At 30.2% G+C, this 13,631-nt stretch carries 13 protein-coding genes and 1 riboswitch; of the genes, 4 read left to right on the top strand and 9 right to left on the bottom strand.

What is annotated here, in order from left to right:
- Positions 1 to 2: 2 nt before the first annotated feature.
- Positions 3 to 710: a DUF4197 domain-containing protein gene (locus FRY74_RS04765; protein ID WP_147099151.1), complete on the bottom strand. Its 708-nt coding sequence runs from the start codon at positions 708 to 710 to the stop codon at positions 3 to 5.
- Between the two features lie 89 nt (positions 711 to 799).
- Here FRY74_RS04765 and FRY74_RS04760 point away from each other — a divergent pair, with 89 nt between their 5' ends.
- Complete coding sequence (locus tag FRY74_RS04760; RefSeq protein WP_223265825.1) at positions 800 to 2,035, top strand: competence/damage-inducible protein A; 1,236 nt, start codon at positions 800 to 802, stop codon at positions 2,033 to 2,035.
- Here the strand turns inward: FRY74_RS04760 and FRY74_RS04755 are convergent.
- The 6 genes from FRY74_RS04755 to FRY74_RS04730 form a co-directional block, all read right to left on the bottom strand.
- Complete coding sequence (locus FRY74_RS04755; RefSeq protein WP_147099149.1) at positions 2,024 to 2,716, bottom strand: adenine nucleotide alpha hydrolase; 693 nt, start codon at positions 2,714 to 2,716, stop codon at positions 2,024 to 2,026. The two genes, FRY74_RS04760 and FRY74_RS04755, sit on opposite strands and share 12 nt — an antisense overlap.
- Positions 2,716 to 3,813: a YncE family protein gene (locus FRY74_RS04750; protein WP_147099147.1), complete on the bottom strand. Its 1,098-nt coding sequence runs from the start codon at positions 3,811 to 3,813 to the stop codon at positions 2,716 to 2,718. Before FRY74_RS04750 ends, FRY74_RS04755 begins: the two co-directional genes overlap by 1 nt.
- A 6-nt stretch (positions 3,814 to 3,819) precedes the next feature.
- Positions 3,820 to 5,745, bottom strand: a complete 1,926-nt coding sequence (locus tag FRY74_RS04745; RefSeq protein WP_147099145.1) for a TonB-dependent receptor plug domain-containing protein — start codon at positions 5,743 to 5,745, stop codon at positions 3,820 to 3,822.
- 92 nt (positions 5,746 to 5,837) lie between these two features.
- A riboswitch (cobalamin riboswitch) is annotated at positions 5,838 to 6,017 on the bottom strand.
- 87 nt (positions 6,018 to 6,104) lie between these two features.
- Positions 6,105 to 6,806: a hypothetical protein gene (locus tag FRY74_RS04740; protein WP_147099143.1), complete on the bottom strand. Its 702-nt coding sequence runs from the start codon at positions 6,804 to 6,806 to the stop codon at positions 6,105 to 6,107.
- 73 nt (positions 6,807 to 6,879) lie between these two features.
- Positions 6,880 to 7,731, bottom strand: a complete 852-nt coding sequence (locus FRY74_RS04735) for a hydroxymethylglutaryl-CoA lyase (protein WP_147099141.1) — start codon at positions 7,729 to 7,731, stop codon at positions 6,880 to 6,882.
- The gene (locus FRY74_RS04730; protein WP_147099139.1) at positions 7,724 to 8,761 is read right to left on the bottom strand and encodes a quinone-dependent dihydroorotate dehydrogenase; all 1,038 of its coding nucleotides are present in this window, start codon (positions 8,759 to 8,761) and stop codon (positions 7,724 to 7,726) included. Before FRY74_RS04730 ends, FRY74_RS04735 begins: the two co-directional genes overlap by 8 nt.
- 98 nt (positions 8,762 to 8,859) lie before the next feature.
- Here FRY74_RS04730 and FRY74_RS04725 point away from each other — a divergent pair, with 98 nt between their 5' ends.
- Complete coding sequence (locus FRY74_RS04725; RefSeq protein ID WP_147099137.1) at positions 8,860 to 9,240, top strand: DUF7793 family protein; 381 nt, start codon at positions 8,860 to 8,862, stop codon at positions 9,238 to 9,240.
- A 1-nt stretch (position 9,241) separates the two neighbouring features.
- On the opposite strand, the gene FRY74_RS04720 is transcribed toward FRY74_RS04725, so the two are convergent.
- Entirely contained in the window at positions 9,242 to 9,709 is a 468-nt protein-coding gene (locus tag FRY74_RS04720; protein WP_147099135.1) for a hypothetical protein, read from the bottom strand.
- A gap of 152 nt (positions 9,710 to 9,861) precedes the next feature.
- On the opposite strand from FRY74_RS04720, the gene FRY74_RS04715 reads away from it, so the two are divergent.
- Complete coding sequence (locus FRY74_RS04715; RefSeq protein WP_147099134.1) at positions 9,862 to 10,974, top strand: hypothetical protein; 1,113 nt, start codon at positions 9,862 to 9,864, stop codon at positions 10,972 to 10,974.
- A gap of 5 nt (positions 10,975 to 10,979) precedes the next feature.
- Here FRY74_RS04715 and FRY74_RS04710 read toward each other — a convergent pair whose 3' ends face one another.
- On the bottom strand, positions 10,980 to 11,339 hold the full coding sequence (locus FRY74_RS04710) for a helix-turn-helix domain-containing protein (protein WP_147099132.1): 360 nt from the start codon (positions 11,337 to 11,339) through the stop codon (positions 10,980 to 10,982).
- A gap of 460 nt (positions 11,340 to 11,799) precedes the next feature.
- On the opposite strand from FRY74_RS04710, the gene typA reads away from it, so the two are divergent.
- The gene (typA, locus tag FRY74_RS04705; RefSeq protein WP_147099130.1) at positions 11,800 to 13,560 is read left to right on the top strand and encodes a translational GTPase TypA; all 1,761 of its coding nucleotides are present in this window, start codon (positions 11,800 to 11,802) and stop codon (positions 13,558 to 13,560) included.
- Positions 13,561 to 13,631: the final 71 nt, after the last annotated feature.

Here is a 13,631-nt window from a genome sequence, read left to right as displayed (position 1 = left end):
AATTAGCTGCCAAATACTTTTTTCAATAAGTCAGTAACTCTAGCTATTGGATTAGAACGAATGTTTTTTTCTTCTTTTTCTATCATTAAAAATAAGCCATCCATTGCTTTATTTGTTACATAGTCTTCTAAATCAGGATTTTGTTTGTCAATAAAAGGAATCATGTTGTAAGTGTTAATTATTGGATTCCAATACTTTGTTACTTCAACTTGGTCAATAGCGTTTTTAATAATTGGTTGAAATTTAATTTTTAATTCAGCAGATGTTTTGTCTTTTAGGTATTGAGTTGCAGCGTTGTCGTTTCCTTTTAATATTGCAAAGCCATCACTTATTGACATTCCTTTAATAGCATTAATAAAAACTGGTGCAGCTTCTTTAGCAGCAGTTTCTGCAGCTCTATTTAAAGTCATTTCAAATTTTTCAACCTGACTTTCCATTCCTAATGCGATTACTTTGTCTTTTACTTTTTGTGCTTCAGGGGGGAAGGGAATAAATAATGCTGGATTCTTGTAATAACCATCAACTTTAGATAATAAACCAGTTGAATTGTTTGTGCCAACAGTAAGCGCTTCTTTTAAGCCACTAATTACTTCTCCATTTGTTAAAACAGGAGTTCCTGTCATTCCATTTACTTCTTCTAAAACTTGGGTCATTTCAGCACAAGCAAATAATAATGTGCTACTAAAAATAATTGCGAATATTTTTTTCATTATTGAATTTTAAATTTAGCCAAAAATAAGATTTTCAAAAATGATTTTATTTTAATGTTTATCACTTTTCAAAACTTTAAATTTGTGTTATGATTTTAGATATTATTTCAATAGGAGATGAACTGTTAATAGGGCAAACATTAAACACTAATGCCCATTGGATAGCTAAAGAAATGGACGCACTTGGTTTCCGGGTTCGTGAACACATTTCAATTAGTGATGCTAAAGAACATATTGTATATACTTTAGATAATTCATTGTTAAAAGCAGACGTTGTTTTAATTACGGGTGGTTTAGGTCCAACCAACGATGATTTAACCTTACCAGTGCTGAATGAATATTTTGGAGGTGAGCTAGTTGTAAATCAAGATGTTTATAATGATATAGAGCAATTGATTACTAGTAGAGGGTTTGAGATGAATGACAATAATAAGCAACAAGCTTTGGTTTCGAGTAAATGCAAAGTTATTCGAAACAAAAAAGGAACTGCTCCTGGCTTATGGTTTGAAAAAGACAATAAGGTAGTGGTTGCAATGCCTGGAGTTCCTTACGAGATGAAAGGAATGGTTGAAACAATTATCTCTTGGATAAAACAGAAATACACTTTTCCAGAAATTGTGCATCAAATGGTTTTAACCAAAGGGTTACCAGAGTCTAAATTAGCAGAAATACTTACGGATTGGGAAAGTAATTTACCTTCAACTATAAAGTTAGCTTATTTGCCTTCTCCCGGTAGAGTAAAACTAAGATTAACCTCTATTGGACAAAATAGAGCTGAAGTTCAGCAATTAATTGATGAACAAGTAGCCTTATTAACTAATATAATACCTGATAATATTTATTCAGTTGACAATAAAAATTTAGAAGAAATAATAGGAGATTTATTACGACATAATAAACAAACAATGGCTACTGCGGAAAGTTGTACAGGTGGTTATATTGCTCATTTAATTACAAGCATTTCGGGTAGTTCAGATTATTTTAAAGGAGCAATCGTTTCTTATGCTAATGAAGTAAAAATTAATGAATTAAGAGTAAATTCTACCGATATTGATAATTATGGTGCTGTTAGCGAACAGGTAGTGGTGCAAATGGCAAAAGGTGTGCTAACAAAATTAAATGTAGATTATGCTATTGCTACTTCTGGTATTGCAGGGCCAACAGGAGGAACAACTGAAAAACCAGTTGGTACAGTTTGGATAGCTGTTGCCAATAAAAATGAAGTAATGGCTAAAAAGTATTTATTTGGTACTGATCGACAAGTAAATATAGAACGTGCAGCTTTTGCAGGATTAAGTATGTTGTATGATTTATTAAATGACTGACTCTAAATCACTAAACGTATATTCATAAGTTTTACCATCATGCTCATAGGTTTTTAGAGTAGGAGTATTTACTTTAAATTTTACTGGGGTTTTAAATATTGGTCCATCATAACAAAAAGTATGAAATTCACCATTTTCACCACAAGGATCAACATCAGCAGGTAAACTATCTAAAAAAGTTTGGTTGTAATTGTTAGCAATTAAATGAGTTGGTATTTTACTATTGTCAATAGCACAAATGTGTGTTTTAAAATGGTTGTCAATAAAGTATTGAGCCATTTCAGTGGTTTTTATTTTCCATAAAGGGAAAACACCTTCCATTTCAACTTCTGTTAGCTTATCTTCTCTGTATTTTTTTAAGTCTTCTAAAAAGATATCGCCAAAAGCTACTTTTTGAATACCTTCAGCTTTCATTTCTTCTAAAAAAGCACGCATCTTTATTTCATATTCATCGTGCGTTTTTTCTTCAATGTATATTATTTTTAAAGGGATACCAATGGCTTTTGCTTGCTCTTTAATCAATGCTTCTGGTACGCCATGCATCGAAACTCTACCGTTTGGTTTATAAATAGTTGTTAAAAGGTATTTAACTTCATATTGAGCATCAAGTAACAACTTATGTAATGCCATGGAGCTGTCTTTACCACCGCTCCACGACATTATGATTTTTTCTTTAGTCATTATTGTTTTATTCTAGCACCATTACTTGGAAATATTCCAACAGTATATTCTCCTAATTTAGCTCCAGAAGCGTTATACCTATAAAGTGTTCCGTTAGAACCTCCAGCTTGTTCCATTACAAAAAGGTTTCCATTAGATTGATTTACAAAAAAACCGTAATTGGTTTCAGTAATAAAAGATGTAGGAGTAGAAGGAGATGTTGTAGAAGTAGAAAAGATTGCAGAAAAGCCATAAGATCCACCAAAATATAAAGTTGATAAATCAGGACTTATATCCATATTAGAAGGGTGGTCTGTTGCAAAAAGGGTTGTTGAATTAATAACTGTATTTGTTGTAGTGTTTATTTCAAATAATTTAGAAGGATGATGACCAATTACATTCCAGCTAGCATCATATATAACTTGTCCCTTTGCTAGTACCCATATGGTATTTCCATTTCCGTTTACTATAGCAGAAGGATTGTACCCATCTAATAGAATTGTTGTGGCTATAGTATTCGTAGATAGATTAATAACAGATATTGTACTATCTAATCCAAAACCACCGCTATTTGCAACATATAATTTATTATTGTTTATAGCCATTCTTTCTGGTCCTGAACCTACATTGATAGATCCTGAAACAGTATTTGTCGGCAAATCAACAAGAACAACTTCATTGTTTCCCCATGCAGTAATGTATCCAGTATTTCCGTTTGCTACAATATATCTAGGTTGGTTAATACCAGAAATTGTAGCTTGTTGTTCAAATGTACTAGAGTTTACAACTTCAATTTTATTTGAACCATTTACACACATGTAAGTTAATGACCCTATTCTTGATACAGATTGAACGACGTCACCTAAAGGGATATTATTTATTGTTGAAAAAACATTATTCATTACCTCATTAGTTGAAGGATTGTAAAAAGAAACAGAGCCGTTTCCATTACCAAAAGAGCCTTCACTAGAGATTAGTACTCCATTTGTATAATTTAGAGTTCCATTTCCTCCTGCGCTTGAATTAGGAGTTGGATTATCTGTTTTTTTACAAGCGATAAATGAAAACGCTCCTATCGTAATGATTGATGCAAGTAAAATTTGATTTGTTTTTTTCATGTTTATTTATTTTAATAATAGTTTAAATCCGATTTCATAATTCATTTTTGGCATAGGATACCATTGTCTTACTTCATAAACAACATTAAATAGGTTGTTCAGTTTTCCAAAAAATAGTATGTCTGTTTTTTTACCCTTAATATTTTGTTCAATACCTAAGTCACTAATAAAGTATGAAGGTAAAAACTCAAGGTTGTCAGCTCTTGTGAATTGGTAGCCAACATACTGGTTTCCAATATTTAATGAGGTATTTACAAACGAAATTCCTAATAGTGAATTTGCTTGATAGTAAGGAATGTAGATAAGTTGTTTATCTAAAACGGATTCACTTTCGAGATCACTTTTGGCTTTAACTTGAGCATCAGTATAGCTGTAATTTAAATTAGCGATTAGGTTTATTTTTTTACTTAACCTAAATTTTGATTTAAATAAAAATTCAACTCCAATTGTTTCAACTTCTTTAATATTGAAGGGAGTCCATGTTTGCCCTTCAGGTATCCATTGTATTTGGTCGTTTATGTTGTTTTGATAAAAAGAGATGCTACTGTTTATCTCAATTTTTTCTGCTTGTGAATGTAATCCAAGACCTATGTCTTTAGAGTAACCGTGCTCACTTTTTAAATTTAAGTTTCCTCTTGAGTTTCCAGAGCTCCAGTACAAATCATTGAAGTTAGGTGTACGATAATTCTTAGAAAAACTCGCTGTAAGAAATAGGTTTTTATAAAAGAAAAGCTTACTGTTAAAAGCAAATGTGATAGGTTTAAACTCTTCATTATAGTATTCTTCTCTAAAACTGGTGTTTATGGTTAATTTTTTAAATAAAATAAAACTAGGAGCAAGATAAAGAGCTGTTGTGTTGAGTGTAGGAGTGTTATAAAAATTATCAGATAAGCCAACGGTATAGTTATTATTAAAACCAATACTAAGTTGATGAGTGTTTTTAATTTTTATAAAAGCGATAGCTTCTGTTATATTTTTTAAAGAATTATTTTTACTTTCTAAGTCTATTGCTGTGTTGTAGTATTCAGATAGATTGTAAAACGTTCCAGTTCTTGCTTCCCAATTTACTTTTTCTCCTTTTTTATTCCAATTTATAGCCCAACGATACCAATCATCTTTCATGTATTCTTTTTCATTAGCTATTCTTTCAGAAGTAATATTTGGTGGTATTTCTCTGAAATTATTTTGATACCAAAATTGAGAACTAATGATTTGATTTGGTTTGATTTTATAATAAAACTCATGTAGTATTCCTATTCGTTTTATTTCGGCATTATTATAAAACTCACTTGGGTTATTCTTTTTTGCTTTGTTTTCAAATTCAAAATTATTCTTAATAATATGACCGTAAATTCTAATTCTAGAAGCTAATTTCTTTCCTCCATGTCCAATTTCTATGTTTGTTGAATTTAGTCCGAAACTTCCATTTTTATATAAAATTGAACCATAAACTTTATTATTAAATAAAGGAGTGTTGTCAAGATGAATAGTGCCACCAACTGCACCTGAACCAAATGCGGCACTTGACCCTCCATGTTGTATGTTTACTTTATCAACTAAATTACTACTAGATGAAGAAAAGTTAAAACCTCCATTTAAAGGGTCTTGCAAATTAAAACCATTCCATAGCACAGCTGTGTGGTTAGAATTACCTCCTCTCATTGCAACAGAGCTAATTCCTGTTACACCATATGATCGAACTGTTATTGCGCTATTTTTAGAGAGTAGTGTAGATAGGTTAGAAGTATTGTAATTAGCAATAGTTGAACTATCAATTTCTTGATTGTTAACTTTTGAAAGCATTTTATCTAATTTCTCTGAAACAGAGAATTCAGGAAGTAGGTGAGCTGTTGTATCTTGGGAATATATAGAGGTTGTAGTAATTAATGTAATTACTACAGCAAGCATTTTTATTCCATATTTATTGTTCATAGTGATCAATCTAACACTACAAACTTTCTGGTAAATAAAATTATGAAGAAACCTTTAATTGGTCAGCCTCATTGCCTTTCACCCGAAAGCTCAGATTAATAAAATTAAAGGCAGGTCTCCTGACTCACTCCATATTTTTACGCCTTCCCGAGGATTAGTCAGTGGCACATTGTAAAAACTTTAAGAGTTTACAGTTGCGGGTACAGCTTAGGATTTTCACCTAATTCCCTATTAATGTCAATATTATGACAACCAATAATGCTTCAAATTTACAACAATTATTTAGATAATAACTAAGATTTTGTTTAACGTTTAAAACAAGTATTGTTAATAAGTCTGCAAGAGAAAAAATAGAGTACTTAATTAAGAGTCATTGCACCTGTAAAATACATTATTAATACTAAAACACTAATAATAACAGCCAAAACTATCAGTTCAATAAAGAAGTTAAAAAAAAGCTTTGCTATTTTTTTTGAGGGGGTAAACAAAATAGAATTCCAAAATAATATACTTGTGATTAAAATTATAATCCAAATAAGGTTTTCTTGTTTAACTAAGGAAAAGTAAATTAAAATATTCTCGATAATTAAAATTATGATTCCAAAAGTTGATATCAAGTAAACAGTTGAAGCGATGTGTTCGATAAAACTTCTTTTGTATTTTCGATAAGTAAGAAAAGATGAAAGGCTTAATATTGGAAAGAAAACTATAGCAAAAACAAAAGATTCAGAGAAAAAACTATCAGTACTAAAAGTAAGTCCAAACAAAGTTTGACCTAGTAAAAAAGAACTAATTCCAGCAATAGTAATAAAGTAGAATAGCATTTTTCCTGGCTTGTAATAATAATTTCTGTATCCATTCCAGAAATTATTTATTACTATTTTAGGGTGTCTAACTATGCTGTAGATATTTAAAAATACATTTTTTTCAACATCAGTTAGACTGGAAATAAGGTCACTAAATAAATTACTGAAGGTCAACTTTTTTGCTGTATATTTTTGTCCACATTTTTCGCAGAACTTACCTTTTAAGGTGTTATTACAAACTGAACATTTTTTCATGCAGCATTAATTTTACCTAAAAATACAATAAAAATGTAGTATTCTGCTTAATTCTAACTTGCTTAAGGTGGTGTTAGCTAGGAAATACACTTAAAACTTTGAGTAGTGAATTTTCGAATTCGGTATTATTTAAGTTAGTAGTAATGTTATTTTGATTAAAATATTTAATTAAATTTTCTGTTGCCATATTTCCAGTCAAATCATCTTTAGCCATTGGGCAACCACCAAATCCTTTAATTGCACCATCAAATCTTCTGCATCCGTTTTGATAGGCAGCATCAACTTTTTCTAACCAAGTATCTGGAGTCGTGTGAAGATGAGCTCCAATCTCTACATTTGTAAATTCAGGAATAACATTATTAAATAAAGAAGAGATGTTGTCTTTATTTGAAACTCCAATCGTATCTGAAAGCGCTATTATTTCAATACCTAAATCAGCTAATTTTTTAGTCCATTCAATTACAATTTCACTATTCCACTTGTCGCCATAAGGATTACCAAAAGCCATAGATATATAGACCACTAATTTTTTATTGTTGTTTACGCAAAGCGACTGAATTTCTTCAACTCTTGTGAGTGATTCTGAAATGCTTGAATTGGTGTTTCGCTGTTGAAAGGTTTCGGAAATAGAAAAAGGAAAGCCTAAATAATCAATCTCATTAAATTGAATAGCATCATTTGCGCCACGCTGATTAGCAATAATTGCTAATAATTTACTTTTTGTTGATGATAAATCTAATTGAGTTAGTAGATCTGCAGTATCTCGCATTTGAGGTATTGCTTTTGGTGAAACAAAACTCCCAAAATCAATGGTATCGAAACCTACCTTTAATAATTGATTGATGTAATTGGCTTTTGTTTCAGTTGGTATAAAATCATGCAAGCCTTGCATAGCATCTCTAGGGCACTCAATTAGTTTAACCATATTTTTCAATTAAAGCTTTGTTTATGTTTTTGATTAAAGATGGACCTTCGTAAATAAAACCAGTATAAATTTGAACTAAATCAGCACCAGCTTCTATTTTTTCTATAGCATCTTTAGCTGAATGAATTCCTCCAACTCCGATTATAGGGAATGCTTTGTTTGATTTTTCAGCCAAGTATTTTATTACCCTTGTTGAAGTTTGTTTGACTGGTTTGCCGCTCAATCCGCCATTTGCAATTTCTTCGATTCTTTTTTTATCAGTTTTCAGTCCTTCTCTAGATGTTGTTGTATTTGTGGCAATAATTCCATCAATTTGGGTTTGTGCAACAATTTCAATTACTTCATCTAATTGAGAGTCGTTTAAATCTGGAGCAATTTTTAGTAAAATTGGCTTGGGTTTATTTTTGGCTGCATTTATCTTTTTCAATTCACCTAACAAAGAAAGTAGGAAAGGAGTGTCTTGTAGTTTTGTTAAATCCTTCACGTTAGGACAACTAACGTTTACCACAAAATAATCAACATAATCGTGAAGTGTATTGAAGTTGAACATATAGTCTTCTAAGGCTTCTTCATTAGGTGTAGCGGTGTTTTTACCAATGTTTCCACCAATAATGATGTTGGTTTTTCTATTTTTTAAGCGTTTTATAGCATCTTCTGCACCAAGGTTGTTGAATCCCATTCTGTTAATTAAGCCTTCGTCTTCAGGTATTCTAAATAAGCGGGGTTTAGGATTTCCTATTTGTCCTTTTGGAGTAAGTGTTCCTATTTCAATAAATCCAAAACCTAAGTTACTTAATTGATTAAACCAGCGAGCGTCTTTATCGAATCCGGCTGCTAAACCAACTGGATTTTTAAATTTTAAGCCAAATAACTCTCTTTCTAATTTAGGGTTGCTATAATCGAACAATCCTTTTAGTAAAGAATTTCCTCCAGGAATTTTAGATAAAAATGTTAAGCAATCAGTAGCAAAATAATGAGCTTTTTCAGGCTCCATCATAAATAGTAAAGGTTTAATTAACAGCTTATACATATTACCTTAAATTTTATGCAAAAGTAACAATACTTTAATTTTTTTATGGAATTATCGTCTCTATAAATTATCTTTAAGCTGTTTTTATTTATCCTTCTATGATAAAAAGAGAATTATATTCAGCATCTATTACCTTTGATTCCAATCAAATTTTGTTGGTTACATTTAAGGATAAGGTAGATGTTGACTTGGTAGAAATGATTAAGTTGGTTGATGTTTCTCTCGAAATAGTTAATAATACTCCATTTTATTTAATTGTTGATGCTAGAAATATATTAGGCAATATTAACCATGAGGCAAGAGATTATATTACTAAGCATGAAGCTTATAGCAAGTTAAATATTGCTCAAGCTATTATTGTAAATAATATGCCTATTAAAATTTTGGCTAACTTTTATATTAAATTTTATGCTCAACCCAACCCAGTGAGAATGTTTTCTGATTTTGAAGAGGGAAGAGAATGGTTGATGTCTCAGTAAATTATGTAGGTTTTGTCTTAAGCCAAGTTTTAAATCTTAAGGTCACCAATATTTCTTTTGTTTTTTTATAATAATCATGTTGAGCAATTTTGTGATAAACAGTTTTTAAACTCTTTTTTACAACTTTTAAGTTTTTAGTTATCTTTTTTCCAATAAGTTTTTGATAGATTATAAATAGAACGTTAAATACACTTATTATCCATGATGGTGTAAACTCAATTATTTTTCGATCAAAATCGCTATCAATTTCTTTTTCCTTTCTAGTACTTATATGATCTAGTTCTAGCTGGTTTTGATCTTTAAAAATAGGATTAAATACTTTATAAGTTTTATCCAAAATATTTTCTAAAACCTTATCTGTTTTGTTAAGTACTATTTTGCTTGAATTTAAGTTTTTTTCTTCATTTTTTAAACTAGAATAATATTCTCTTGAAGAGGTGTATTGAGTCTTTTGCTGGTAGTTTCTCATGATTAATAGTATTTATTATTACAAATAAACTAGCAATATCAATACGTGTTGTTCCGTTTAAGTTTAAGTTTTTCTTGAATTTAAATTTAAGTTTATATATTTTTGCTTAACTTAAATTTAAGTTTTATATTTAAGTCAATTCTATTTAAGTAATGATTAAACGGTACTCATTTTTAAATCATCCTTTTTATTTTGTGTTAGCCAATGCAAATCAAATGGTTGCGGGTATTGACAAGGTTGTTGCTGTATATTATAATCAAACCCAAAAGCAATTAGAAGTGCTTGAATATACTGATAAGTTAGATTCGCTGACTTTTGATGATGATTATATAAATGATTTAAGAAAAGCGAAAGAAAAGTATAATTGGATAAATCAAAGTCAGGTGCCTTTTGAAACTTCTAAAGTAGATTTTGGGCAATTAACATTTGATGATGAAAAGAATAATTCTGTTTTGGAGTTAAGATTCAAAAATAAGTACGACAATCGATATGATGTGTTGTACCTTTATTTTAAATCGAATATTGGAAATTTTAAACTGTCTAGTATTGATGAAGCTATGGCTGTTGCGGTAAAAGAGGTTATTCAGCGGTTATTGCATCAGCAAATAGAATTGATAATTAAGGATAATGATTTGAATTCGGAGATACATGAAAAAATCTCCGCTTCTTTTAATCATGTTGATTTACAATTAGAGATAGATCGAGTAAAAAAAGAAAAGTTTAATCAGTCTAAGGCTATATATAGTTATATTTTAAATAAGCTTATTCATAAAGAGGCGTTTGAAATGGTGTTATCTAATAATGCTATTGAAAAATTATTGCATTTAAATGTGTCGCTAGAGAGTGTTGAGCAAATTTTATTAGATAGTATAGAGGTTGTAGTAAATAAGCATCGATTTTTTGACTTCTTTGAAATCACTGCAGAAGATATATTTATTAACTCGGCTGTTGAAAGAAAAACAACAACATCAATTAAACAAGAGCAATTACTTAAAACAGTTCAATTTTTAGATAAATATGAGTCTGCTGCAAAACTTTTAATTTCTAAAAACGAAAAAATAACGGGTTTAAATATTGGAGCTTACTGTTCTCCAGAGGTTTCTCCTGCAGCAATTTCAGATGTTTTAAAAAAGCATAGTAAGAAAATAATTGTATTGCTTAATGCTCATCCCGAAAAGTGGCTTACCATTCGTAAGCAATTTAAGCCATTACGAAATATATATGAAAAACAAGCCCAGTCTTATCATGGTTTAATGGGGGCTTAGATTTATTACTTAATAATTTCTTCAAAAGTATTATCAGTATAAAAAATCACAATCTTTTTTATTTGTTTATCACTATTGGTGGTTGGAGTAGGAGTGTGTTCGATTTTAATCTTAGAGTTGTTTGATTTTGGAGGATTCTCTTCTAGTGTTTGTTGTATAACTTCTTTTTTCCCGTTTATAAGCCAATCTGCACTTGTTTTAGGGAAAGCTACTAAAACTTTATTTACAAATTCTAAACTTGGTTTATTTCTGCCAGAAAGCAAATGTGACATACTAGATCTTTGTACGTCAATTTTATCAGCAAAAGCTGATGCTGATAAATTATTTATTTTCATTAAATATTGAATTCTATCAAGTAAATCCATTAGAAAGAAATTGTTTACAAACGTAAATGTTAAATCTATTTACAAATGTAAATATAATGTTTTAGATTTGATGTTTACAAATGTAAAAATATGCAATATCAACACAAAATTGATAAACTTAAGCTTTAAATAAATATTATAAATTACTCATAATCATCATTTTATTTGACAACTGTTTAGATATAGCTCTTTTGTTATGTAAAACTATTGCAATTTGATTACAAATGTAAATTTCAAAATGAAATTACATTTGTTTATAATGGTAAGTGTAGTTTACTTTTGTAATATCATGTGTTTGTGAGGTCTAATTATTTTAAAAATTTTGAGACCAATTATTATTCTTTTTAGTGTGAAAAAATGTAGCGCTGAAATGGGTTAAATATATTTTATTGAATATAAAGTCAGATTAATAATTATTATCCCGAAAACTATTCTACTTTTGCAGGCTTAAAATATTAATATGGAATCGATTAGAAATATTGCAATTATTGCTCACGTTGACCACGGTAAAACAACCTTAGTTGACAAAATTATTGACCAATGTAAAACATTGGATGACAGAGTTGAAAGAACAGAGTTATTATTAGATAACAATGATTTAGAGCGTGAGAGAGGAATTACAATACTTTCTAAAAATGTAAGTGTTACTTATAAAGGTGTAAAAATTAATGTTATTGACACTCCTGGTCACGCCGATTTTGGTGGTGAAGTAGAGCGTGTACTTAAAATGGCTGATGGTGTTTTGCTTTTGGTTGATGCTTTCGAGGGAGCAATGCCGCAAACTCGTTTTGTATTAGGTAAAGCAATTGAATTAGGTTTAAAACCAATTGTTGTAGTAAATAAAGTAGATAAAGAAAACTGTACTCCTGATATCGTTCAAGATTCAGTATTTGACTTAATGTTTAGCCTAGATGCTTCAGAAGAGCAATTAGACTTCGTAACAATTTTTGGTTCATCTAAACAAGGTTGGATGAGTCACGATTATAAAAAACCAACTACAGATATTATTCCTTTATTGGATACTATTTTAGAAGTTATTCCAGAGGCTCCTTATCATGAAGGAACCCCACAAATGCAGATTACTTCTTTAGATTACTCTAAGTTTGTTGGTAGAATTGCTATTGGTAGAATTTTTAGAGGTGATTTAGAAGAAAATAAAGACTACATGCTTTGTAAAAAAGATGGAGTTAAGAAAAAGGTAAGAATTAAAGAGCTTTATGTTTTTGAAGGAATGGGTAAAATTCGTGTTCAAAAAGCAAGAAGTGGAGATATTTGTTCTATCGTAGGTATTGAAGGTTTTGAAATTGGTGATACGCTTGCTGATGTTGAAAACCCAGAAGAATTACCAAGAATTTCAATTGATGAGCCAACAATGAGTATGTTGTTCACAATTAACAACTCTCCTTTTTTTGGTAAAGAAGGTAAGTTTGTTACATCTCGTCACTTAAGAGATAGATTATATCAAGAATTAGAGAAAAACTTAGCTTTAAGAGTTGAGGATACAGATACAGAAGATAAGTTTAATGTTTTTGGTAGAGGTATTCTTCATTTATCGGTTTTAATTGAAACCATGAGAAGAGAAGGATATGAATTACAAGTGGGTAAACCTCAAGTGTTATTTAAAGAAATTGACGGAAAGAAACATGAACCAATGGAAACATTAGTAATTGATGTTCCTGAAGAGTTTTCTGGCAAAGCAATTGAATTAGTAACTCAACGTAAAGGTGATATGTTGATAATGGAACCTAAAGGTGAATTACAACATTTAGAGTTTGATATTCCTTCAAGAGGATTAATTGGATTGAGAAATAATATTTTAACGGCTACTTCTGGAAATGCTGTAATGACACACCGTTTTAGAGAGTACGGTGAGTATAAAGGAGAAATTGCCGAAAGAAATAAAGGTTCATTAATTTCAATGGATGCTGGTCAATCTACTGCCTTTGCTATTAATAGATTACAAGATAGAGGAAGATTCTTTGTTGCTCCTGGAGATGTAATTTACAAAGGACAAGTTGTTGGTGAGCACACTAGAGATAATGACTTAGAAATTAACCTTGTAAAAGGTAAGCAATTAACTAACATGCGTAAGTCAGGAAGTGATGAAGCTGTTAAGATTGCTCCTAAGACGGTATTCTCTTTAGAAGAGGCAATGGAATATATACAAGCCGATGAGTACTTAGAAGTAACTCCAGAAAGCTTAAGAATGAGAAAAATCTAAGATTAGATTTTTAATGATAACAAAAAAAAGGCTCAGTTAATCTGAGCCTTTTTTATTGAGTAATGTTTTTT

Source organism: Vicingus serpentipes (assembly GCF_007993035.1).
GTDB classification, from domain to species: domain Bacteria; phylum Bacteroidota; class Bacteroidia; order Flavobacteriales_E; family Vicingaceae; genus Vicingus; species Vicingus serpentipes.
Note: the sequence above shows the minus strand (reverse complement) of the source record. Positions and strands in the feature narration are given on the sequence as shown.

Excerpts from the sequence above, each read along its gene's own strand:
- FRY74_RS04750 (WP_147099147.1), bottom strand. The coding sequence starts at position 3,813 with ATGAAAAAAACAAATCAAATTTTACTTGCATCAATCATTACGATAGGA.
- FRY74_RS04715 (WP_147099134.1), top strand. The coding sequence starts at position 9,862 with ATGATTAAACGGTACTCATTTTTAAATCATCCTTTTTATTTTGTGTTA.
- FRY74_RS04720 (WP_147099135.1), bottom strand. The coding sequence starts at position 9,709 with ATGAGAAACTACCAGCAAAAGACTCAATACACCTCTTCAAGAGAATAT.
- FRY74_RS04730 (WP_147099139.1), bottom strand. The coding sequence starts at position 8,761 with ATGTATAAGCTGTTAATTAAACCTTTACTATTTATGATGGAGCCTGAA.
- FRY74_RS04760 (WP_223265825.1), top strand. The coding sequence starts at position 800 with ATGATTTTAGATATTATTTCAATAGGAGATGAACTGTTAATAGGGCAA.
- FRY74_RS04710 (WP_147099132.1), bottom strand. The coding sequence starts at position 11,339 with ATGGATTTACTTGATAGAATTCAATATTTAATGAAAATAAATAATTTA.
- FRY74_RS04765 (WP_147099151.1), bottom strand. The coding sequence starts at position 710 with ATGAAAAAAATATTCGCAATTATTTTTAGTAGCACATTATTATTTGCT.
- FRY74_RS04745 (WP_147099145.1), bottom strand. The coding sequence starts at position 5,745 with ATGAACAATAAATATGGAATAAAAATGCTTGCTGTAGTAATTACATTA.
- typA (WP_147099130.1), top strand. The coding sequence starts at position 11,800 with ATGGAATCGATTAGAAATATTGCAATTATTGCTCACGTTGACCACGGT.
- FRY74_RS04735 (WP_147099141.1), bottom strand. The coding sequence starts at position 7,731 with ATGGTTAAACTAATTGAGTGCCCTAGAGATGCTATGCAAGGCTTGCAT.
- FRY74_RS04725 (WP_147099137.1), top strand. The coding sequence starts at position 8,860 with ATGATAAAAAGAGAATTATATTCAGCATCTATTACCTTTGATTCCAAT.
- FRY74_RS04755 (WP_147099149.1), bottom strand. The coding sequence starts at position 2,716 with ATGACTAAAGAAAAAATCATAATGTCGTGGAGCGGTGGTAAAGACAGC.
- FRY74_RS04740 (WP_147099143.1), bottom strand. The coding sequence starts at position 6,806 with ATGAAAAAATGTTCAGTTTGTAATAACACCTTAAAAGGTAAGTTCTGC.